The following is a 24,308-nucleotide window of genomic DNA, read 5'->3' on the forward strand; positions in this document are numbered from 1 at the left end:
GGAGCCGTTTTTAATCAATCGTAAGCGTCAATTGGTCGTACGCCAATCGCACGTGTTCAGGTAATCGCTTGTTAGACTGCTCATGATTTACATATGAATTCATGTGGCAGAGATAAGTTTGCGGGATATCAAGCTCATTAGCGACATCCACTGCCTCAGGAATCGTCATGTGCGTGGGGTGTTCCGGCTTCCACCGCAACCCATCCAAAACCATCACTTTAGAACCCCGAATTTGTTCTTTCGTTGCATCGGGCAGTTCTTTAACATCCGTTATATATGACACATCATTAACGCGATAGCCCAACACCGTAACCTTACCGTGAACGGCCGGAAGTGGCGTAATCTTCAAATCCTGAAAAGTGATCGTATCACTAATTTCCTGTAAATCGATATCGGTTGCCCCGGGATAGCGGTTGGGCCCGAACATATACTCAAAACGGCGTCGAATAGCATCCAAGCATGTAGAACTGGCATATACCGGAATGGTTTGCTCCTGCTTATAGCAAAATGGGCGAAGGTCATCGAGCCCGGCGATATGATCCATATGTTCGTGTGTAATCAGTACAAGATCAATTTCCGAAAGTCCGGCACGAATGGATTGCAAGCGAAATTCGGGTCCGGTATCAATAACAATAGAAGACTCCTCGGTTTGTATCCACGCCGAACAGCGCCAGCGTATATTTCGGGGATCTCCATCGATTTGCTCTTTGCCAAATCCACCGGCAGTTGGGACGCCCATCGAAGTTCCGGTACCCAAAAACGTTAACTTCATCGCCTAAATATCAATATCCATTTCTTCAATTTCGCTGTCTTTGTACTTATCAAACCGATCCCACAATTCCTTAAGCTGCTTACGTACCACCGGCTTGATGTAAATATCGCCTAATTCCTGCTCTTTATTTTTAAGAACTCGGGCCAGCAATCCCACCTGTTGCTGCTCGGGTTTCTTCTTGTTTAAAACCACCAGCTTTTGTCCCTCCATCACGCAAGAATCTCCCCGAAAAGTTCCTTTTTCTTTGCGAATGGTATAGCCCAGTTGTTCAACAAGCTCTTCAAGTTCTAAAATCAGCTTTTCGGTTTTCATCAGATTAAAACGTAACTCCTATTTGAACACTGTGACCTTTCAAATCATAATCGTAGATATCATCTTCGATATCATATCTGCGTAAATCATATTTATACCCTATAGATAATCCCTTGTCATCAAATAACCGATCTATATACACCTTACCATGAGCATTAACGGTTCCTATTGATCCACCAAAGAATCCGCCCGTTGCAAAAGAAAATCCATAGGTGGGCACTGCTCCCACCTCAATACGAACATTTTTGGCAGGCCGCCAAACTCCATTTATACCTCCTCCCGCTGCAATCATTCCAAATTGAAACCTACTTACGGTAGGAAATATCAGTGATCGATCACTCGTAATGTTTGTATACCGTGATGCAATACGAAGGGGAATCTTAATATTTACGTTGGGGCTACTATAAATGTTAAGCCCAAAATCATAATTCCCGCCAGTATGAAAATACGATGCATCGTCAATGCCCGTTATTTTGCCCCCTGCCGAAAGATACAGGTTAAGTCCTACTGTATTATATCCGGCTATTATTACAGGTCCGTCGTATTCAAAAATTCCTGCCATTCCATCTCCACTGAAACTTCCCCTGAATGAAGCTTCCATAGACTCTATGCCTATAAATACTTCAGATAACGGGCTTCCGTATCGAGGTTCTGTCGCTCCCACCGAAAACATCTGCGCCTGCAACTGCTTGGTACCTACAGTCATAAGAATAAACAGAACGGACAAGAAGGAGGCTAAAACTTTATATTTTTTTTCGAAAAACAAGGAATTCTTTTTTATAGCTTTACATTTCATATATGTCATCCTTTAAATGAGTACAAAATCTATGAAAACCGCAGGACTCTTAATAATTCTTTTAACAATGTCATTATATACTGCTGATACAACCACAGATTCCGTTTACGAGTTCAAAACTACAAACATTGACGGAGAAGAAACATCCCTAAATAAATATGAGGGAAAAGTTTTGCTGATCGTCAATACCGCTTCGGAATGTGGCTATACTCCACAATATGAAGGCCTTCAGGCATTATACGAAAAGTACAGTGATGATGGCCTCGTGGTATTGGGTTTTCCTGCTAATAATTTTGGTGGACAGGAACCGGGAACGGACGAGGAGATTAAACAGTTTTGTAAGGTGAACTATGACGTTAGTTTTCCGATGTTTTCAAAGGTATCGGTTAAAGGTGACGACCAGCATCCGTTATTCTCATATTTGACAACGGCCAATAATCCTGATTTTACTGGTCCCATTAAGTGGAATTTTGAGAAATTTTTGGTCGACAAGAACGGCAAATTAGTTCATCGCTTCCGGAGTGATGTTAAACCACAGAGCGATGAGATATCAAGGGCAATAGAAAAGGAATTAAACAGTTAGATATGATGTATCCCTAATACATCCCATCACCATCCCGATGGAGGGCCGTAACTGATACTTACGGTCCTCCCTTTTTTTATTCAGTTGAGTAAGTGTGATGTAAGTAAAAATTCCGGTATTCGAACGTTTATTGATTTCCCGTCACTACGCTGCATAGTATAATAACCACGCATACTACCGCGATACGATTTTAGCACACAAAAGCTGTTGTACTCATGCTCAGTTCCCGGCTCAATCGTGGGCTGTATTCCAATTACCCCTGCTCCATCAACCTCGTGATCTTGTCCGCCGGAGTCTTTAATTTTCCAATATCTTCGTAACAATTGTACCGGCTGATCCCCCAAATTTCGAATGGTAACGAAGTACACAAATACATGTTTATCAGCAACAGGGCTTGATTCTTCTTCTAAATAGGTAGGCTTCACCTCAACACTGATATCGTGGGAAACCTCAACAAATGTGGGCTGATACATAAAATAAATTAGCTTAATTTTTTCCTATAGTAATAAATTCCCCATGTGAATCAAAAGATTGAAAATAGCATAAATTATGCTTGACATAAGAGCCAAAAGGTCGTTATATTTGGGCTCTCATTTGGTCCGGTAGTTCAGCTGGTTAGAACGCCTGCCTGTCACGCAGGAGGTCGCGAGTTCGAATCTCGTCCGGATCGCTTTTCGTAAGCCCCTGACTTTCAAAGAGTTAGGGGCTTATTTATTTTTCCCAATTTCATCGAAAATACCTCCTTACTTTTTTCGGGGACAACATAGGGACAACAGAATTGTGTATCCTCCCTTTCAAACTATACACAAAAGGAAAAAACTCTCTTCTCAAGAAAAAGAGCGCCTGCTAGATCTGTTTCTACAAGAACTGCGAATAGTTATTGATCAGTTCGGTGGGAGAATTTTAATAAGGATGGGAGGTTTTACTAAAAGGATCTTACACAAATTCTTTTAGATATTTAGTAGTCCTCTTAATTGAAGGGGCCTACTTTTGTATCAACAACCACATCATTCAGATTCCAAGTTAAGTTTAAATTCTCCTCTCACTTGACAGATTCAAAAAGTGCAAAGGTTATATCATCCAATCGCACTCCCAAGTGATGATCTGACACATGAGTAAGCATGCTCTCTTTTGGCAAATGCACAACTTTTTGTGGTTCCCCCTGTTGATCCATAATTAACCACTGAGATGTATTTCCACGATAATTTAGTTTTAACCATAATCGCTTCTGGGAATCTGTTTTCATCTCTTCCACCGGAACTTTCTGCTCCGGCAGTAGATCACCTAGTGTATTCCACTGCTGTGAGCGGTATGCTTCTTTAAGAGAATCACGTTCCTGTTGACTGATGGGTTGGGAAGGCAACTCAACAGAAATAGTCTTAAGAGTATCAAAAGCCGAAGATATCTCTGCAATTACATCAGAATCTGTCCAATATGTATATAACGTCTGTTCCAGTGGATTGGGTACAATTAGTTGCTTTGAAGAAAACAAGACCGTCGTTCCACCCCGCACCTCACCGTCTAAAACTAAACGGGCAAATCGCCGGTCCTGTAATTTTAGAGATTGTTCATAAGTATCGGTGTCAGCATTGTACCTTGTCAAAAAACTATGGGGCTGTTTGGTTTTATCTCTTAAATAAGCATACGAAGAATGCCAGAGCATATATTTATTATTGGCAGGAGCAGGATAAACTTTTGAAATCGTATTTCCTTCAAAAGGCGTGGGAGAATATTCATTCAGATATTCCAACTGCTTATCAAATTCAACCATCCTCTGATTTTTCTGATCGTAAAGCAAAATACCGCCATCACCATTTTTTGTAATAGCATTAATATCCAATACTTCCCCCGGACCTTTGCCTCTACGGGCTACCAACTTTTTGAGATTGCCCTGCTGATCCGTTTGAAGTAATACCTCTTGGTTTCGATCATACAACAAAAGAGAACCATCATCCCTTGGGATCGATGTATAGCCCAAATGTCCAAAATAAAGAGAATCGACCTGCTGAAATCTATTTATTTCCTCGGGATACTCGTGAGGTAAGCTTTCCAGAAATTGCTCGACGGAGTGATCATCCTTTTGACAGGACACCAGAACTAAAGTTAAGGTTAAAACAGATAACAAATATATGATCCCCGATTGATACCACCTATCCATGTCTAAACTCACTATGTTTAAGCTAATAATTTCTTCTCGATATTTAGCGATTTTATATCGAACGGACAAGATGCCCCCGTATAAGTACCGTCAAACCCGCGAAGTTTTGTCGCCAATATTTGTTTTCTCCCACATCCCCATCAACAACAGTATTAGTAATGTGCTCGTACCCAATCCCCAGATGACAATGGTCGAAAGTAGCTCCCAAAAATCGCTTCCTTCCATTATCATCAGAGGCAACAGGCCACCAATAGTGGTAAGCGTAGTAATAAGCACCGCACGCATCTTGTGCTTATAGACGTAAAGCCAGCTACGGAGCCCCTTTATACCCAATGATCGCATATACTGCTTTTCGTGCATAAGTAAAATAGCATTATTGACCACAACGCCCACACAGAGCAATGTACCGGCGATAGCTCCTCGATCAAAGGCCAGATCATGATACAGCGTCCCCATCATCACGCCGATCAGACTTAGTGGCACGGCCAGAATTACCACTAGTGGATCTCTCCAAGATTCGAGCAGTGCCGAGACGATCATCCAGACGCTCAGGATTGTCAATCCTAATAGCAGCAGTAGGTTTCGCGTATTGTCATCCTCCATACTGAAAATCCCTCCACTTCCGAACTCCATACTCATACCCACCGGAACCGGGGTCTGCTCAATAACGCTCTCTACATAATCGCGCCCCAGCCGATACGGTCCTAAAAAGTCTACATTTACCACCCGCTGATAGGACTGGTCTTCGCGTCGGATCATCGACTGACTTTTCTCGCGTCCCAGCTCTGCCACACTAGCCAGTGAAAACATCGTGCTGTCGGAAGGTGAAAATCGCTTTTCGGTCATCAGTTCTTCGCTCCGGTTTTGGCGATTGCTATTTCTACCAATCAGGTACATTTGTTGACCATCCAGTTCAACGCGTCCAAAGGTGTTGGTGGGATTCACATCCAGCGAAATAGCCGATAATACTTCCCTGCGGTTAAGTCCACTCAATGCCAGCTGTTGATCATTTAGCTGTAGATAATACTGATACAGATCGTCCCGACTACTCCAGCTGCCTGTTCCGTGGATATCCACCTCTTGCACGCGGCGGTTCTGCATGAGGCGACTACGTAGATCGCGGGCCAGAACCAGTAATTCATCGTACGAATATCCGGTAAGCGAAATACGGTGACTTGTTGAACTGCTTCCATACCCGGTACTGATACCATCTCCAAGCCCACTTACCGAAATAGCTGAGTTGCCGATTCGAGCGGCTAAAAACATAGCCTCGGCATAAAACTGGTAGGGTTCGGAACGACTCAGATATTCATCTTTGATATAAAACGTCAGGCGGGCACCACTGTATTCCGAAAGTTGCGTCTCATAAAATGAGAAGGCCTCTTCATAGGGTTCAGCAATTGCTTCATAATTTCGGGCCATTTTGTCCATCTCCTCCAGCGGTGTTCCTTGCGGCGTACGGATATTTACATAGATGCGCTGCTGTTGGTCTCTCCCTCCCCACGGGCTTCCAAAATAGGTTTCATTAAAAAATTGATACGTAATGCCGCCAATCCACGGATCAATATTATCTCGATTATCAAAATAAACCTGGGTAAACTCAGGCCACGTGGTATCTTCCCATTCAGGCGTTTCAACTGCAAAAATTGGGATACCAATGGCTAATATCAGTGCCCCATAAAACAACCAGCGGAATTTGTACCGCCAAACAAACAAATGCATTACCATCCGGCGTATCATCCCAAAAAATCCATTTTCCAATTTTCCGAGTTCTGACCCATTCCCATCAGCTGCCGGTACGATCCAGATCAGGGCATAAGGAATCCAGCTTAATGAAATCAGTATGGAGGAAATCAGCGTAAGGGAAAGCGCAATGGCCAGCGGAATCAGAAAAAGTTGCAGCTCCTCCATAGCAAAAAAGAGCGGGATAAATATTCCAATCGTCGTAAAGGTGCTTCCCAGTACCGGTACCAACGCTCGGGGCAACTGTTGCTGGATATGAGTAATGCGATCATTTTTATCCTCGGGTAGATTCGGATTCACCTGCTCAAAAACAACCACAGCATTATCGATGATAATACCCAGCGAAACCGTAAGTCCAGCAAGCGTGATAATATTAAGCGTATAACCCATGAAATAGAGGGTACTTACGCTCATCAGCAGAGAAAACAGAATACTGCCCAATATCACAAAAGGAGCTCTCAGGCGACGGATAAAAAGCAAGAGCACGCAAAAAACAACTAACAAACTCACGAGCGACTGATATTGCAAAGTCCCAAACTGTTTTCTGAGTTCTTCGGTAGCATCCTGCTCCAACTGCACCGTCATATCACCGGGGAGGACTTCCGTAATCCGATCCATCTCTGCACGAATGCGTTCTGCCACCCCAATAGCATCAGCTCCACTTTCTTTAACAAACTCCACGCTCAGGGCCGGACTCCCATTGATTCGCTTCAACCTTTTGGCAGGATAATCCTGAATACTCACTTCTGCAATATCGGTCAGCTTGATGGTCCGCGGACTACTCGGCAACTCGAGAGGCAGATTTCGTATAGCCTCCAACTTCGAAAACTGCGGTTCCACCAGCATACTGATTCGCTGGCCGGACGGCTCTACATAACCCGAAGAGCGCCACTGCAAATTATCACGAATGGTATTAAGCACCTGTTGCGGATTAATATTGTAGCGTTCTAGCAGATCGGTATCAAACTCTACCGTTAAGGCCGGATCGCGTGCCCCATTGATCTCCACCTCCGCCACCCCTTCGAGTCCCATCAACGGCAGTCGTAAATTCTGGCGGGCATACTCAAGAAGCTGACGAACAGGACGATCACCACTTAGCGAATAAACAACAAAGGTTTGCATATCCTGTAACTCCTCGGGCACCCGTCGGCTGATCGAGGGCCGTCGTAAGTTGGCGGGCAAATCATCCTGAAGCGAAAAAAGGTACTCTTGCAGCTCCACTTTACGGTATTCGACCGGGGCCTTTCTACTAAAGGTAACGGTTATTGTCGCCTGTCCTTCTCTCGAAATAGATTCAATACGCTCCACATCTCGCAGCCGATTGGCCGCCTGTTCTACCTTGCGGGTCACCTCCTGCTCCATCACTTCGGGTGAAGTACTACCCCAATTGTAGCTAACGGTAATAGAGGGCAGACTCAAATCAGGCGACATCTCCAGGGAGATATTCTGCCAGGCAACCACGCCGATGACAACCACCAGCACATAGCTGAGCGAAATAAAGTAACGTCTGTTGAATAGTCCTTTTAACATATTGACAATACATATAGACCTGTGCACACAACTGGCAGGGGATTTTTTAAGCCACTTTTATTCAAAAATCTATCTTACTAATCCTATAAGGGCCAATTGGCTTTAGATACTTTACCTTCTAAAGTGTTTCCAAAAAGAATATGTGATCCGTCTAATGATATAGCAAATCGAAGTGGTATCGGAGAGGGATGTTCTAACCCTTTATAAGTCACTATGGTTAAGTCTCTTCCATTATTGGGAAGCCAAGCTATCGTAACCGGTTGTCCCTCAAGAACATTTAGTAATACTCCTACTCCCTCATCATTTACTGAAATACCATGGGCATATGCAAATTGCAAAAGGGGTTTCCCACTATCTAATCGCGATTTATTTTCTTCTAACAGATAATCGAATAGCCCTTCAATTTCCGGGATCTTCAAACTCTTTTGCCATAACAGTGTTCCTGAATGGGAATATTTCTTCAAAGTGGCTGTAGTTTGTTGAAAGGAAAAAATCCCAGACTCATTACTGCTCAGCAAAACATTATTCTCATCCATTGCAGGGATGTTACCCGAAGAAATAGCCTGGCGCCGCTCATCCAGAGATGGCTTTCGTACATATTTCTTACTCACTGCATCACCGACATATTCCGACCTTTGGGATGTTACATCAATTACTTTCAACAAAGAACCAGCTTCACCACCAGATGGCATTACAAACTCTTGAAAATTAAGGGCTTCCATTCCCACTGGTAAGGTAGGAGTATCTAAGAAATCTAAGGATATATCTTTAATGTGATTACCCGAAAGATCGTACCTAATTAATTTTTGGGCATTATTATCATGAATCAAAAAACCTTGATCAAATTTCCAAAAACCTCCCACACTCAGGAATTCTCCCGGACCGTTTCCTTGTCTACCAAAGGAAAACAACTTTTGACCTTCAAGGTTAAATTTTAAAATCTCATTTAATTTTGCATCATAAATAAGAAATCCATCGGATACTGATTTTATCCAGGCGGGATTGGCTATATCCTTTGTATTATCCGCACTCAATATTACTGAAATATCTTCAACTATATTCCTTTCATAGGTCTTGTTCTTCTGATCAGAAGAACAGGAAAGAATAATCACAAGTAAAAATATAAGATGACACTTTTTGGATAAAAACATTACTTATTATTAAATGAGGATTCCTGCATAGCTAAAATAGTATGCCGAATATAACTTGTGGCTTCCGTATAGTCCTGTGGCTCTTTCTATATGAGACCAAACAGTTGCCACTCTCACGAGGATAAATCTGATAAGGAAATGCCCTTGGAGTTTACTATAATCTTCCTTGTTTGTGGGTATAAGTTTCGTTGTCCGAATAACCGATGAATCCTCCAAATCAAATATTTAACAGTTTGCTTATATAAGTTAAGTTAGGCAAACCTCAATTTAATAATCATTTAGACCTTCAATTTGTCCGATTCTAACGGTGGGATTGTTCCGCGCATCAATTATATAAAATCGATTGTTATCATCCTTCCACATTGAAGTTATTTTGGCTTGCTGTGTCTCGCTTGAAAATGAAAACTCATTTAATTCACCCACTCCCTGCATATTTCCAGACTGATCAAAGATTTCTACCTTAGTCACTCTTTTGTTATCTGCAATTTGAGCACTAAAATGAACTAGGCGACCATCATCTAGCGTAAAAAGGGCCAAGCTCTCACTATTTATTTTCCCAATGTAAGGCCCGCCTCCGCTGAATACAGTAAACTGTATCGTACCATCCTGGGAGTTGCTATTATTAGCTAACGTGTAAGCTTTATCTGGTGCCAGACTACCATTCAATGTATCAGTATTAACCCACCCATTCCTCTGTTTCTGGAACTCATATATATGGCCATCATAAATGCCCGGCACAAAATAAATGCGGCTTGAATCAGCTGCCACTGCATGACCAGCATTAATATTGACATTGTACAATTTTACAAATTCATTATTTGCATTCATTAAATCATCAACATGAGCAAAAGATGTAAAACGGGTTTCAAAGTTTTCATCAAAAATATGTAGTGCGCTAGCTTGAAAGTTGGTCGCTTCCCTCTCAGCACTAGGCTTTTTTCGATTTATCAACAACTTATCGGGTCTTAGCTGGTATAGTTTGCCTGGCCAAACCATGGCGTCCTTATTGGGTTTGACCGTCTTAATTACATTTCCTGTAGAATCAAAATATGTAATACGCCTATTCCTCCCATCTACTGTTATTAATTTGCCATCGCTTACTTCAAAAGCAGATATGCTATTAAATTCCCCGGGACCTTTACCCTCCCTACCAATAGACTGTATAAAGTTCCCTTTTTGGTCAAACACTTTAATAGCCAACTGATCGCTATCTGAAACATATATTCGACCTTCATTATCAACTTTTACATCCTTTGGAGACGTTAAATGCAATGCTCCTGAATCTTCTTTTCCTCCATCTAAAACAGCAACCTCTTTAAACTCAAGTGCTAGGAGGCTGGCCTTTTCTTTCACACCCTCTTCTTCGCAACCAACTATTAGCAACACAAAGAACAACCAAATACAACGTTTTTTTTCATTATAGACATTTCTCATAAAATTAGATTAAGGGAGGGGCAAAATCTCCCCTCCCTATTCATTTAAATTAACAGACGCAAACGGCATTACTTAAATTATCACAGCGGAGACAATAATCACCTTCAATTGAATCTGCTCCGGCCATTACATTTTTCATTTCATCTCGACTAAGTGTTTTTGAAAACTTCATAATAAGTCACCTTTGACTTTATTAAATATTAGATTAAAACCTGTTTTTGCTTTCTCGACCAAGTTCTCTGAACGTTTGTATATCAAATAATTATTTTGTGGTTAGTACTATCCTGTACTTAACTAAATACTCTGATCCTGTTTCTTCATTGGTCTTTTTGCTGTAGAGATACCCATTTTTGATATCATAAATTGGTTGGTCACGCGAAAGCTTTAGCTTTGCAAGCAGTTGACCTGATTCTTTCAGAATCCACCACTCGTACGTATCACTGATTACCCCCGTAGGGACGGCTACCCAAATTCGGTTCTTATCATCTACCTTCAAATCAGCGATTACCGGATTCGCCTCCGGCAGCTCTTCATCAACTTCATCCAGTTTATTCATGACATCATCTTGGCTATAACTGGCCTCCTCGGTATAATCGCTCAGGTCAAAGGGCGATCCCTGCACAGGATAATAAATAGCAGATTGGTAGGCGCCGTCGGAATCGTACTTTTTGATCAAAAATTCCTGCGACCAGGCCCAATATATGTCATCGTTAACGGACAGAACCTTTAGGGTCTTTCCCATAAAACGTAAAGGAGCAGAAGGGAAAGATGTTGGCGATGAGTTTCTTATTTTAAGCATTGATGAAAAGTTATGCGATTTATAATCTAATACCTGTCCCTTCCTATCCATTAACAGATATTTACTCTCCATGCGTCCGGCCGAAGATTTTGGTTCAATGAACGTAACAAGATAATTTCCGTCCGATCGGGGCCTAACGTATCCAAACTCAAAACCCGAAGCAGCCTTATGATCCGTGTTTTTAAACCGATCAAGTAGAATCGTGCGCTCAAGGGTATAATCATCGGTATTATATATATTTAACCGTTTATTGGTGAAATCAAAAACGATCACTTTACCGGCCTTAGCCTGCATATATACGATAAAGCCATACTCACCGGGGCCTTTACCCGGGCCCCCGATCTGGGTACGATAGCTGCCATCAACATTGTACACATATAGTACATTTGGGAAACCAAAGTCTTTCTTTTTATCAAAATCCTTGATGATTATTCTACCCTTATCATCCACTTTGCAGCCTTTAATTTGCGTTAAATACGGCTCTCCTGATTTCCCAAACGTTTGCTCGGGGACAAGCTTTACTGCGTACTTGGGTTTTGTATCTCCTTTAAAAACCGAAACGCTATCAAGATCATGAATACGTTGGGGAATTTCGTCGAGGACATGAATATATGCTACTTGATCTGCTTCTTTTTGTGAAGAACTATTGGAGCACCCTGCAAAAGCAGCACACAGAAATATGATCAGTACTAATTTTTGAAAATATTGCATGTTTTATATTCGTAATGCATGAAAACAAAAGGATATTTTAATACCCTTTTGTTTTATTAATTATATAATTTATTGATAATTCATATTGCATTGTTCAATCATATTATCGTGCGCACTTTGAACAGTATTTACACAGTCTATCTGATCCCAACCACTATACCAATCCATGCACTTGCTTGACAAACAATTATAATACGTACTTGTAGTTTTACAACTACTCCACTGGCAGCCCGAAGCTACTCTACCCGCCTTTACATTTTTCATTTCATCTCGACTAAGGGTTTTCGATAACTTCATAATAAGTCACCTTTAACTTTTATTTTTAATTTAGATTAATACCTGTTTTTCTATTAGCAGGTACAGGTAAAACCTGCTTTTGCTTTCTAGAGCTACCCCTCATCCAATGTAATCTCATACTTTACAATCGTTTCCACCCCCCTCTCATCTGTTTCTCGGGTATATATATAGCCGTTCCTCACTTCTTCGATAGGTTTAGCCCTCGGCCAGTCAAATTTCGTAATGATTTCACCATTTTTTTCCAGCACCCACCACTGATACACGTTCATATCTTCTACCGTTGTGGCAATCCAAAACCGATCTTGATCATCCATTTTCATATCAGTGAGGACCGGCCAGGTTGAAGGAAGGTCCATATTTTTCATGTTCCTGATATATAAGTCACGAACTTCGACTTCAACTGCGGATTCTTGTGTTAAAGGTATTTTCTTTAGTGGATAATAAAACGCCTGTTGATAGTCGCCCTCCAGGCTATATTCTTTAATCAAAAAATATTCAGGTCCGGCCCAGTAGATGGTATTGTCACTTGACAAGACAATAAATGCATTTCCAAAAAAGGGCTTTATGGGCAACAAACCCATAAGAGATCCTTTATGATAGGTACGTACTTCCTCTTTGAATTCGATCAGTTTATCGGATGCAATTTTACCTGTACTGTCAAGAGGATACAACAGACCTTTCATTTCTTTGTTTTGCCATCTTTTGGTTGGATTAGTGCCATGAGATACAAACTCTGCAAGGAAAGTACTGTTATCTCTCACGTATATTTCACGTACTCCCGGATAAGCCTTTGCCAGTGGCTCATATTCATTTCTATTTCTGGCAGGTACGATTATTTTATCAACGGTCAACGAATCGAGCGTAAATAGGCTTAATTTTTCTACCCCAAAATTAGCATCAGAGACATATAAATGATTATTGCGTATCTGTAGCTTTTTAATGTAACTAAATTCTCCAGGTCCCCTACCTTTTCGTCCAAGTTGGTTAATGAACTGTCCATCAGGGGCAAAAACATGAATTAACTGTTTTTCTACATCTGCAATAAAAACCCGGCCCGAATCATCCACAGTGATATCTCCCATTCTTCCTATTAAAACATTTTTGGAACTTCTATAAACAAGTTCTTTTTCGAACTCTATGGTTTTAGGGGGTATTTTACCAATCGAATAGACCGTTAGATTATTTAGTTCTTGAAATTTCCGGGGAGGTTCTTTCTTCTTTTCTAGAGAACATCCCCAAATACCGATAATTAAAAGTAGCAGAACCAATTGTGTCAATTTGATTATTTTCATCTTTTGGAAAAGATATGGGAATCCAAATTTTTTAAACTAAAATTTGTATAGAAGTTCTTACTATAATTAACGTATTGGCTCTTATCTTCAAAAAATAACCTCCCATCCACCCAGGTGGATAGGGAGGGATTTATAGAACTACTTACCTAAATACTATTGTCATCATTAATTCATGCAGGAAACTGACCACACCCTCCACAATCACCCATATCCATACAACCAGATAAACATAGTTCATTATACAGTTGATTAGCATTGGGTGAACATCCTATGAAAAGGATAATAATGGATAAAAATGTAATTTTTGACAGCTCCTTAAGCTCTTTTGAGAAAGTATTTCGAAACATTTATCTCCCTTTATTTACGCGTTATAATCTACAATCAAAGTGCTCTCTTATGATCACACATCTACTCGCTAAGGCTGTAAAACTCTTTAATTAATTGTTGGCTCACCCCTAGCATGCATCTCCATCTGTGGCTCTACGATCTGCAGGTGACTCAAGGCAAAATGCCGATCCACGGCAATAGTGTCGCCCGGAGCTATCTCTTCGTGATTGATGATTGCCCATTCACTATTCTGAGCTTCTGGCTCTACATATACCCATTGCACCTCATTATTTCCAGGGTGCAACTTAAACAGCAACGTGCGACCGCCGTCGCGCGAAAGAATGGCCGAACGCGGCACGCGCACTTTTCCCTCGTGCCGTATTATCTGAATGCGTCCTTCTATGGTCATACCAGGCGTCAAAATTCCATCGGGATTATCCGCCTCAACAATTACCGTCCCTGTTTTACTATCACTGTTAACTACCGGGGATACCGCTTCCACCGCTCCCATTAACTGCTCTCCGCCCGGGGCCGTCAACTGTACCTCCATACCACGATCAATATTGCTAAGTTCGGATTCCAGTACGTCAAAACGAACTCGTACGATGCGATCATCAACCAGTTCTCCCACTTGGGTTCCGGCATTAATATAGGTACCAGATGAAATGCGTCGGTCGGTAGCTAAGGTGCCGGTAAACGGCGCTGTAATTGCAGTATATGATAACTCTAATTTAGCCTGCTGCAACTCAAGCTCTGCCTGGGCCAATCCAGTTGTTATACGTACCATCCGATCTCCAGGATCGTCTCCACCCTTCTTGCCGTTAGCATCTGAACTCGAACGCATGCCCATCTCAATCTGATATGCATTAAGGGCTTCTTCATAGGCATTTTGTGCCTGCTGTACAGCCATTGCCCACTCCCGTCGGTCAAATACTAGCAACGTATCTCCTTCTTGTACTTGCTTTCCTTCAGTGATATACGAGCGCTGAACATAGCCGCTTATTTTGGGCTTAAGCTCTACCGATTCGTTGGCCTCCACCACGCCTTGGCTTTCGACAAACTGATAGATAGGCTCGTCATCGGCCACGGCAAAAACTACCTCCGGGCGTACTTCCGCTGATTCCTGCTCTTCTTCGGAGAGGGGAGTATCATCTTGGTTTTCATTGTTCTGACAACTCAACAAGATGAATCCCATACCTAACGCAAGTAATACTATCCAATGAAAATCGATGATATTTTTTTTCATGATGATATATTCAAACATATGTTTGATAAATAAAATACAAATGTATTGAGAAGCATTGCTTCGGGCAAATAGCCTAAACTATTAGTAGCATTGCCTATATATTATATCTATTCAAAAAAGATTCTTCAGTTTGTTTCTTATACTCTCATTTCAGACTCAACTTCTATTTCTCATTCTTTAATTTCTTGGCTTTTTTTTATTGCAAATTGCTCACTCCACTGAAAAATTATAGGCACCAGGTAGAGCGTCAGCACCGTACTGGTCACCATTCCACCCATCAGGGCCAAGGCCAATGACTGGCGAAAGGCGTAGCCGTCGCCGATGGGCAACAGCATGGGAAACAATCCGAAAATGGTAGTAAGGCTGGTCATCACAACGGGACGAAAACGATGCAATCCGGCTTGGGTAATAGCCTGGTGAAGATCTCCGGTATCCGCAAAATAGCGGCGCATAAAATCTACTTTCAGGATGGAATCGTTAACAGCAATGCCGGTTAAAATCAGGATGCCCATAAAGGACAGGGCATTCAAACTGATGCCCGTGGCCCAAAGCACCATGACCGACCCCACCCAGGCAAACGGCACGGCCACCAAAATAATCAGCGGATGACGCAGGCTCTCGAACTGCACCGACAAAATAATATAGATGATAATCACGCTGATCAGAAGCAACAATCCCATATCCGAAAGGAGTGAGGCTATGCTCAGTACCGCACCACCAACCTGTACTTCGGTACCCGTATCTTGAGCAAAATCAATCAACATATTTCTAACCTGCCCGTCGCTCCACCACCAATCGGTATAGCTGATATCTCCCATATAACTGAGCACTGGAGTCTGGTTGACGCGCTCGAGCTGCTCGGGTTCGGACGTTTGGTTGATGGTAACCAGCTTGGTAAGCGGTACTTTTCGATTATTCAGATCAATTGTAATATTACCGGGCTCGTAAAGCTTCCGATTATATCCGATCAGCCGGATGGGGACATTTTCATCCTGGCGGTTCCAGTCTGTGATCCAGCTCCCACGCGTCAGTGATTCCAGATAAGTTATCACCTCCTCTTCGCTAATACCCAACTGCAACAGTTCCTTGGTTTTAAAACGCAACTGGTAGGTATCAAGCTCCTGCTCGTATTGTTTGGAAAGCGTTATATCTAATCCGGATTGCTGCAGGCGTTGTTCCAGCTGTCCGGCCAGCTGCTCGCTCTGTTGGCGATCTTCATCGACAAGTCGAAAGAGTACCGGCGGCTGATTGGCTGAGGGCAGGATGTCCAGGGCATTCTGCGTACCCAACGGCTGACTACTCCATCCTGGCTGACCGACAAAATACTCTGATACCTCGCTCTGCACCCGGTCGGCCATAGCATAGCCGTCCACTGGTATGCTGATAGTAAATTTGTTAAGTCCTTCCTCAGAAAGATTCGACAGATTCGTCTGATCGGTATAGCCGCCGAGCACACGAATGGTCCGCCCCTCTTCTTTGCTATTGTTTACTTTTCGAATAAGTCCCTGTGCTGCCTGCTGCGTAGCATTTAACGAGGTATTGCCCGGCAATCGCACCTGGTAGCGCACTTCTTCGGGCTCCGTTTCGGGTAGCATGCTTTTGGATAACAACGTAAAGAGGAATCCGGCCATGACAAGCAGGAAACACATGCCGATCAAGAACAGCCCCTTACGGCGGAGTGCCCACTGCAAGCTTTGTTCGTAGCGATCACGCAAACGGTCGAAAAAAAGATTAAAGCCCAACATGGAGGATTCATCTTCCTCCTTCTGGAATTGGGTCACCAATACCGGCAGTATGAGCAGCGCCACTCCCAGCGATGCCAGCAGGCTTATCGAAAGCGTCCAGGCCTGATCCTGGAAAAAGGCGCCCTCGAATCCCCCTAAAAATACGAGGGGCAGAAATACCGAAATAGTCGTGAGCGTTGATGCCGTAACGGCCAGGGAAATTTCCCGAGTTCCAAGATCGGCAGCTTGAAAAATATTTTTCGACTGCGTGCGGTGGCGGTTGATATTTTCGAGCACGATAATAGCGTTATCCACCAGCAGACCTATGGCAAGGGTAAGTCCGCTGAGCGATACAATATTGAGCTGGATATCAGAGATATACATCACAAAAAAGGTCAGAAAGATGCTCACGGGAATAGCTACGCCAATGGTAAAAGGGGTACGCCAGTTGTCCAGAAATAGAAACAGCACAATAAACGCCAGCAGTGCTCCATACAGTAAGGTCTGCAACAGGTTGTTGATGGCGTTTTGGATGAAGCTGGCATTTTCTTGCAGCACGGTAATCCCAATGCCAGCGTTGCGCGCACGAAGCTCATCCAAAAGCGGAAGCAAGGTATCGTAGGCCTCGACGGTATTGGCTCCATACTCTTTTTTGACAAGCACGCTCAGCACTTCCTTGCCATCAACCAGCGAAAAGGACGTGGGATCAGCTTCGGCAAGCTGGACCTCGGCTACGTCGCCCAGCTTCAAAACACGTCCCGTACCAAGGGTTTTCAGCGGAACATCCTTTACGTCATCGATCGACTGAATGCGGCTCTGTATTTTTAGCGAATAACGGTACCAGCCGTCACGAAGTTCACCCATGGCGGTAAACAAATTGGACTGTGAAACCAGGTTTTCTACCTGACTCAACGAGACCTCATACCGATTGAGGGCTTCGGGGCGATAGCGTATTTGCACTTCGGGCTCCACCTCTCCTACCAGTACGGTTTGGGCGATCCCGTCGGCCTGCTCCAGCCTTCGCGACAGGACCTGCTCGGCCCATCGTTTAAGGCTCAGCCGGGTTTCAAAATCGGGATTGGGCTGATCCATGCTAGTTATCCCCAGCACGGCAATAGGCTCATCGGAGGCGGTATTTTGCACGAGTTGCGGACGATCGGCCTGTTCGGGCAGGGTAAAGCGAATTTGGTCGAGCTTTTCGCGGACATTCAGGAAAGACAGATCCATATTCTGTCCCCACTTAAACTGCAGTGATATGATACTCTGTCCCTGGCGCGCAAAGCTATGGGTACTTTCGAGTCCCTGTACAGTACTCAGTACCGCCTCCATCGGTTCGTTGATTCGCTGCTCAATCTCCCTTGGGGCGGCACCACTCCATTCGGTCTGCACCAGCAGTGTCGGCGAATCGACCTCCGGCAGCAGGTTTACCGACAGCTCACTCAGGGCGATCGTCCCAAAAATGAGCGTCGCCAGAATCAGCATGAATGCAGCTATGGGGCGTTTTAGTAGCACGTCTCTGATTTATATTTAAAAAACTGATACAAGTTTAGTGTATATTTTAGAGAGCACAAAATAGCTACATTATTTATGTCAGTTTCTTATAAAATGCAGAGAGTTTACATATTTCTAACACTCCAAAATTGCAAGAAATCTAAAGCCCTAACCATCCATTAGACAAACAAATTTCATCTTCAATTTACTGGTGATAGATCAAGTTGATATCGGGAGATCCGCATTAGACCAGTCTCCTCATCAGTTTCTTGGGTATAAACCTTGCCATCTTTTACTACTTCGATACTACGAGTTCTGGGCCATGAAAACTTCGCCAACAGATCTCCTTCACTGCTAATTACCCACCACTGGTAAATATCTTTATTATCAGTTATCGTTGATATCCATAATCGACTTTTATCGTCTACCTTCATTGCGTCAATAGCGGGCCAGGTAGAAGGATTATCGGCGTTGCGTAGCATATTCTTCTGTTGCTTGTTGTCATATTCTTTAACAACCTCATTAAGATCCAGCTCAATATTGTGATACGGTCGATAGATCGCTTTCTGATACGATCCCTCCGAACTATGAACCTTGATTAGAAAATCTTCCGTCCATGAGGTATATAGCTTGTTATTATCACCAACGCTAAGCAACGATTTTCGTCCATAAGGAGGCGCCATAAACATGATGCCATTATCGCTGCGATCTATGATAAATTCACGGCTTTGTTGTTGAAAAATTCTATCGGATACGATTTTCCCATCTTGGTCCATTAAATAAAATGACAAAGTACGCTGAGAACTTCCCTCGTCCCTCGCAAGTGATTCGCTGAAGTCAACCAACAACTTCCCATCGCTTCGGATAAAAAAACTGGCCGGATACGTACCTGCAAGTTCTTCGATATCTCGATTTTCCCGTGACAACGGGATGGCATGGGAAAATTGAAGTGAATCTAACTGGTAGACATTCACGCGACGCTGGCGAAAATCCTGTGCATATAACTGGTCGTGCTGATGCCTGAGTATTGAAATTGAACTAAACTCACCTGGTCCTTTTCCTTCATTTCCAAGCTGGCGAATATATCGACCATCAGAACGGTAGGAGTGAATTAAATTTTGATCTCCATCCCCAATAAATACCCGTCCCTGATCATCCACAACCACACTTGTGATCCGTCCGAGAATTACCTCCTCGGTTTCACCAAAAACGGCTTCTTGCTCAAAATCGATAGCATGCGCAGGTTCTGCCTCTGGCGATATTACTGACAGATTTTCAAGCTGTTTGACGTCATCCGGAATTTCAACTTCGGGTCCCGATGAACAGCCCGTAAGTAGCAATAATATTGAAATTAGAAGTATCCAAGTAACATTATCCTTGACCATAGCTTACAATTTTAATCGAATTTATTAGTGAATAAATTGCAATTAGATAGATGGAATTGCAACAAAAAAGCAGACAGTGAGTTAAGGTAGATCTGTTAGCTTAACGTTACTTTCATATATTTCTCTGCAAACATATCCGGCATAGGAAAGTAATAGTACTCTTCTTTATCGAAATCCCACTGGACAAAGCTGATTTCAAATACCTGGTTCTCTTCTTCTATATATTTATTGTATTTGTTTAAAATTTAGATCCGATTAGTTTGTTAAACCCTTCTTCACCCATGGGCCTCTTTTTTAAGTGTTTTGTTATATGGAAATACCTTTTTCGGCCCTAATTTGCACCCTAATTAGCCTAATTAGGGCTAATTTAGGGTCATTTATTAACTTAGTTAATAACTTTGATGATTTTTATCGGAATTTTTCGTATGTTCTATCTATATGGAACCGGAAGAAATCAAACAACTGCGACAGCGTTTGGGATGGAGCCTGGCCGACTTCGGTCGGTATTTTGGCGTTACGGCCCAAGCGGTATTGAAGTGGGAGCGTGGCACGGCCCGACCTAATGATTTCGCACTGGCGACCATGATACAGCTTCGAAGCAGGTTAGATGCAGCCGAAGGGGAGAAACAAAAACAACAATTCATAAATGGGCTCAGGCGTGCCCTTCTTACCGGAGGAATCGTTGCCTTACTGGCCTATTTGTTTAACACTGATAACTAACCATGGATACAACACATCAAACAATTACCCTTTCTACCGACAATCGTATATTCTTAAATGGCAAGCAGCTGGCCGAAGTGTTAGACGTTTCGCCCCCATCTCTAACCGAAGCTGTCAAAAATGAATACAATTGCGGAGGTTATCCTGTGGCCGAATGGGCAATCGTCTCAGATACCGGACGCATCAAAGGATATGACGTTCCCGAGTTTTTGGTTTCCGGTGAAAACCAAAATATAGAAAAACGGGCAAATCCAGAGGAAACCCACCCTAATAAGCCTAATATTAGCCCTAATAAGGGGCAAAAGCCAGCAGATAAGCCGCAGAATGTCATACATAATTATTCTTTGCTACCCGAAGGGGAAGATTATGTTCGGCCTGCCGGAATGATTACTCTACCCTTGGTATTAAAGAAAGCACTTGAAAAAGACAGCCCGCAAGGTCGCGCAGTAATTGGGGTATTATCAGCCTTGTTAGGGGCTATAACAGGTCATGCAGTAAGCAATAATGCAACGGGAGCAGGGATTGGTGCATTTAGTGGATTAGGCATAGCTATCCTTATGTATAAATATGTCAATCCGTATAACAATTTGAGCCACCCACCAGCTTCGGTGCACGAAGTATATAACCAAAAAGTCCTTGATACATCTACTCAATCTACAAATCAGTCAGGTTTTCTACCTAATTAGGGTTAATTAGGGCCCATATTAGGATTCCTGTCTAAAAGGGAATCATCTGGCTTTGCTTAATTGGGAAGAAAAGTCATACACTCCTCTGGCTTTTATTTGTATAGGAAAACAAGGCAGTGTAGATGAAGATAATAGCGCCAAGCAAGATATCAGGAGAGATCTTTAACATCATCGATGAAACGGACGAATATTTAGTATTAGTTTCACCCTACATACAAATTACGGGATGGCCAAAACTTTCCTCCAGGCTAAAACACGTGGTTAGTAAAGATATTAAGTTTCGCATGTATGTAAGAGACGGTCAAAAAAATCTGAAATCCATTGACCAGCTACAGAAATTAGGTATAACTCCTTACCTGATACCTAATCTGCATACGAAACTCTATTTCAATGAAAAAGAAGCCCTTACAACCTCTATGAATTTACTAAGGAGCTCTGACCAGCATTCCTTAGAAATTGGCCATAAAATAGAGACCGAGAGAGAATACGAAGATATTGTCGGATATTACAAGCGATATATTTACCCTTTTGAGGAGAATAAATCCAACTTTTCCACCACCCTTGAAGATGAAATCTATGTCAGATTAAAGAGCAATTTTCCAAAGCTTAAGATCTACTCGAACTACAACTCAATGCAAATACGAACAGGGAGCAACAACTTTGATATCGAGATAGAAAAACAAGGCCATGAATTTTTCTTAGTAATCAGATCTATTCTATCCGGGAAGGAATACGATTACCGGTCCCATCTATTAACAGATTTTTCTTTCCCCAACGATTTAGGTATCAACTTCATTGAAGGTGGAGAACGAAGTTATGATTTGGCAATCGGTTTTTCTAAAACCGGGATAAACTCTAAGCAGATTTCCAATGTCATCAACTCTGAAAAAGAAATGGTGGCAAAATTGATATTTTGTTTTATACAGAATATCGAAGATTTCAAATCATCGAAGCTTTTACGTAAAAACTAACCTGAATTTCGGTTAATTAGGGGAAAATTGCCGCTTAAGTACCCTAAAGGCCGATTTTGTCAAATTTCCATTCTAAGCGCCTATCTCCCACCTATTAATATTAAACCATTAAGAAATTTAGGTACTAATAAAAGTTTCTATCGAAACTTTTGTTTTTTGCCCTTTGGAATTACAGTTCTTAGAATGAGGTCTTAAAAAAGTTGGTTACTTAACAATTCAATTCTCATCAATTAGTAAGAATGAAAATAGAAAGTATTCAAATAGAGAATTTTCGGGGCTTTAATGATGAAACCATTAGTTTTGACAATTATACCTGTTTCGTTGGCGCAAACGGTTCTGGAAAATCTACAATCCTTGAAGCACTAAATGTCTTTTTTCGACAATATAAAGATACCTCCACAGATTTAAGCAAGCTTAAAGAGGAAGACTTTCATCATAAAAATACTGACGACCCAATACGAATTACGGTAACATTTTCAAATTTATCTGACCAGGCTAAAAATGATTTAGATGATTACGTAAGGCAAGGTAAGTTAATCGTAACTGCAGAAGCAGATTTTAACGAAAAGACAGGAGTTGCTGAAGTAACACAGTATGGAAGTCGTTTGGGCCTCGATGACTTTAGAAAATATTTTAAAGCTGATAGTTCGGGTGCGAAGGCTGAGAAGTTGAAAAACATTTACCAAAAATTAAGATCTGAATATCCGGATTTACCAGATGTATGGGTAAAAGCGGATATGGAAAATGCTTTACATGAATATGAGGAAAATCATCCAGAAGAATGTATCTCAATTCCAAGTCAGGATGAGTTTTATGGTTTTACAAGAGGGAAAAATAAACTTGACCCTCATATACAATGGGTTTACGTACCAGCCTCCAAGGATCTAACTGAAGAAAGTGAGGAATCTCGTAATTCTGTTTTAGGACAGCTACTTGAAAGAACAGTTAGATCTAAAGTAAATTTTGATGAAAAAACTTCAGAACTTCGTCAGAGTCTACAAGAGGATTATCAAGATATGCTTGAAGCCGAACAAGATGTCTTGAGTGAAATTTCGAATTCATTAGAAACAAAATTAAAATCATGGTCTCATCCTGATGTATCTGCCCAAGTACTTTGGAAAAACGATCCTGAAAAGTCAGTAAAGGTTGATGAACCATGGGCTTACATACAATTAGGTGAAAGGGGATTCGAAGGTGAATTAGCAAGATTTGGCCATGGGTTACAAAGATCTTATATGCTCGCATTGCTTCAAGAACTATCTGACATTGAAGACGAAGACGCCCCAAAGCTGATAATGGGTATCGAAGAACCAGAAATATACCAACATCCCCCACAAATTAGATATTTATCAGAAGTTCTATATGAGCTATCGGCAAAAGACTCACAAATAATGATGTGTTCACATGAGCCGCTTTTTATCCCTGGGGATAACTTTGAAGCTGTTAGACTGGTAAGAGAGAAGCAAAACTCAAAATCATCATATGTTACACGTATTACTTATGATGAGTTGGCCTCTGAATTAAATAATGCAGGACAAAAATTACTGAAAGAAAAAGGGGTATTAGCTAAACTTTATCCCATTTTAAATCCCGTTATAAATGAAATGTTCTTCTGTCAGAAATTAATTTTAGTCGAAGGGATTGAAGATGTGGCTTACGTAATGACCTATTTAATGCTCAATGAAAAGCTAAAAGACTTTCGCAAAAATGGCTGCCATATAGTGCCAGTAGGAGGAAAAAATAGGATTATCAAACCATTGTGTATTGCTAATCTTCTTGAAATACCCACATACGTTATTTGTGATGCCGATACAAACAAAACACGAAAAGATGAGATTATTAAACATAAAAAGGATAATGAAGCGATTTTGAATCTTCTTGGTTATGAAGATGAGGATAAATGGCCCACTAATACGATTTCTAAAGAGAATCTCACAATGTGGAAAACGAATCTAACAGATATAGTATCGGAAGAGTTGGGAGAGGACTGGGATACATATCTTGAAGACTCATACAATTACTATGGTCAACCTGGAGGACTTAAAAAAAATCGATTAGCTATATCAAGGACATTAAAAAATGCTTGGGAGGATGATACTAAATCATCTAAGCTTAATAAGCTTGTTAAGCAAGTAATTAATTTTGCAAATTAATAATTAACAAATTCGTTGACTATATAC

General features: G+C 41.8%; 18 protein-coding genes and 1 tRNA gene. 6 read left to right on the plus strand and 13 right to left on the minus strand.

What is annotated here, in order from left to right; all coding sequences use genetic code 11:
- Positions 1-10 precede the first annotated feature (10 nt).
- Genes ACT3IB_RS09680 through ACT3IB_RS09690 form a run of 3 tightly spaced genes read right to left on the minus strand, consistent with a single transcriptional unit; the run spans position 11 to position 1,850 of the window.
- A complete protein-coding gene (locus ACT3IB_RS09680) occupies positions 11-772 on the minus strand; it encodes an MBL fold metallo-hydrolase (RefSeq protein WP_491538803.1) in 762 nt (253 codons plus the stop codon).
- 3 nt (positions 773-775) lie between these two features.
- Entirely contained in the window at positions 776-1,084 is a 309-nt protein-coding gene (locus ACT3IB_RS09685; protein ID WP_491538804.1) for a hypothetical protein, read from the minus strand.
- A gap of 4 nt (positions 1,085-1,088) precedes the next feature.
- Positions 1,089-1,850, minus strand: a complete 762-nt coding sequence (locus ACT3IB_RS09690) for a hypothetical protein (protein ID WP_491538805.1) — start codon at positions 1,848-1,850, stop codon at positions 1,089-1,091.
- A gap of 97 nt (positions 1,851-1,947) precedes the next feature.
- Here ACT3IB_RS09690 and ACT3IB_RS09695 point away from each other — a divergent pair, with 97 nt between their 5' ends.
- Positions 1,948-2,463, plus strand: coding sequence for a glutathione peroxidase (locus ACT3IB_RS09695; protein WP_491538806.1), 516 nt, complete (start codon positions 1,948-1,950; stop codon positions 2,461-2,463).
- An 80-nt stretch (positions 2,464-2,543) separates the two neighbouring features.
- Here ACT3IB_RS09695 and apaG read toward each other — a convergent pair whose 3' ends face one another.
- On the minus strand, positions 2,544-2,936 hold the full coding sequence (gene apaG, locus ACT3IB_RS09700) for a Co2+/Mg2+ efflux protein ApaG (RefSeq protein WP_491538807.1): 393 nt from the start codon (positions 2,934-2,936) through the stop codon (positions 2,544-2,546).
- Positions 2,937-3,059: 123 nt separating this feature from the next.
- Between apaG and ACT3IB_RS09705 the strand changes: the two genes are divergently transcribed.
- A tRNA-Asp gene (locus tag ACT3IB_RS09705) sits at positions 3,060-3,133 on the plus strand.
- A gap of 372 nt (positions 3,134-3,505) precedes the next feature.
- Here ACT3IB_RS09705 and ACT3IB_RS09710 read toward each other — a convergent pair.
- From ACT3IB_RS09710 to ACT3IB_RS09750, 9 genes are all read right to left on the minus strand, one after another.
- Entirely contained in the window at positions 3,506-4,555 is a 1,050-nt protein-coding gene (locus ACT3IB_RS09710; protein ID WP_491538808.1) for a 6-bladed beta-propeller, read from the minus strand.
- Positions 4,556-4,711: 156 nt separating this feature from the next.
- Positions 4,712-7,894: an efflux RND transporter permease subunit gene (locus ACT3IB_RS09715; RefSeq protein ID WP_491538809.1), complete on the minus strand. Its 3,183-nt coding sequence runs from the start codon at positions 7,892-7,894 to the stop codon at positions 4,712-4,714.
- A gap of 83 nt (positions 7,895-7,977) precedes the next feature.
- The gene (locus tag ACT3IB_RS09720; protein WP_491538810.1) at positions 7,978-9,045 is read right to left on the minus strand and encodes a 6-bladed beta-propeller; all 1,068 of its coding nucleotides are present in this window, start codon (positions 9,043-9,045) and stop codon (positions 7,978-7,980) included.
- Positions 9,046-9,312: 267 nt separating this feature from the next.
- On the minus strand, positions 9,313-10,479 hold the full coding sequence (locus ACT3IB_RS09725; protein ID WP_491538811.1) for a 6-bladed beta-propeller: 1,167 nt from the start codon (positions 10,477-10,479) through the stop codon (positions 9,313-9,315).
- A 262-nt stretch (positions 10,480-10,741) separates the two neighbouring features.
- Positions 10,742-11,989, minus strand: coding sequence for a 6-bladed beta-propeller (locus ACT3IB_RS09730; protein ID WP_491538812.1), 1,248 nt, complete (start codon positions 11,987-11,989; stop codon positions 10,742-10,744).
- A gap of 389 nt (positions 11,990-12,378) precedes the next feature.
- Entirely contained in the window at positions 12,379-13,578 is a 1,200-nt protein-coding gene (locus ACT3IB_RS09735; protein ID WP_491538813.1) for a 6-bladed beta-propeller, read from the minus strand.
- Between the two features lie 433 nt (positions 13,579-14,011).
- Positions 14,012-15,151 carry an efflux RND transporter periplasmic adaptor subunit gene (locus ACT3IB_RS09740; RefSeq protein WP_491538814.1) on the minus strand — a complete coding sequence of 380 codons (1,140 nt, stop codon included), beginning with the start codon at positions 15,149-15,151 and terminating at the stop codon, positions 14,012-14,014.
- Positions 15,152-15,321: 170 nt separating this feature from the next.
- A complete protein-coding gene (locus ACT3IB_RS09745; protein ID WP_491538815.1) occupies positions 15,322-18,387 on the minus strand; it encodes an efflux RND transporter permease subunit in 3,066 nt (1,021 codons plus the stop codon).
- Between the two features lie 179 nt (positions 18,388-18,566).
- On the minus strand, positions 18,567-19,751 hold the full coding sequence (locus tag ACT3IB_RS09750) for a 6-bladed beta-propeller (protein WP_491538816.1): 1,185 nt from the start codon (positions 19,749-19,751) through the stop codon (positions 18,567-18,569).
- A gap of 438 nt (positions 19,752-20,189) precedes the next feature.
- Between ACT3IB_RS09750 and ACT3IB_RS09755 the strand changes: the two genes are divergently transcribed.
- From ACT3IB_RS09755 to ACT3IB_RS09770, 4 genes are all read left to right on the plus strand, one after another.
- Positions 20,190-20,471: a helix-turn-helix domain-containing protein gene (locus tag ACT3IB_RS09755; RefSeq protein WP_491538817.1), complete on the plus strand. Its 282-nt coding sequence runs from the start codon at positions 20,190-20,192 to the stop codon at positions 20,469-20,471.
- A gap of 2 nt (positions 20,472-20,473) precedes the next feature.
- Positions 20,474-21,157, plus strand: a complete 684-nt coding sequence (locus ACT3IB_RS09760) for a glycine zipper family protein (RefSeq protein WP_491538818.1) — start codon at positions 20,474-20,476, stop codon at positions 21,155-21,157.
- A 122-nt stretch (positions 21,158-21,279) separates the two neighbouring features.
- Positions 21,280-22,128 (plus strand): phospholipase D-like domain-containing protein, encoded by an 849-nt coding sequence (locus ACT3IB_RS09765; protein WP_491538819.1) that lies wholly within the window; start codon positions 21,280-21,282, stop codon positions 22,126-22,128.
- Positions 22,129-22,367: 239 nt separating this feature from the next.
- Positions 22,368-24,281, plus strand: a complete 1,914-nt coding sequence (locus tag ACT3IB_RS09770) for an AAA family ATPase (RefSeq protein WP_491538820.1) — start codon at positions 22,368-22,370, stop codon at positions 24,279-24,281.
- Positions 24,282-24,308: the final 27 nt, after the last annotated feature.

This window comes from Fodinibius sp. GM21 (assembly GCF_058386955.1).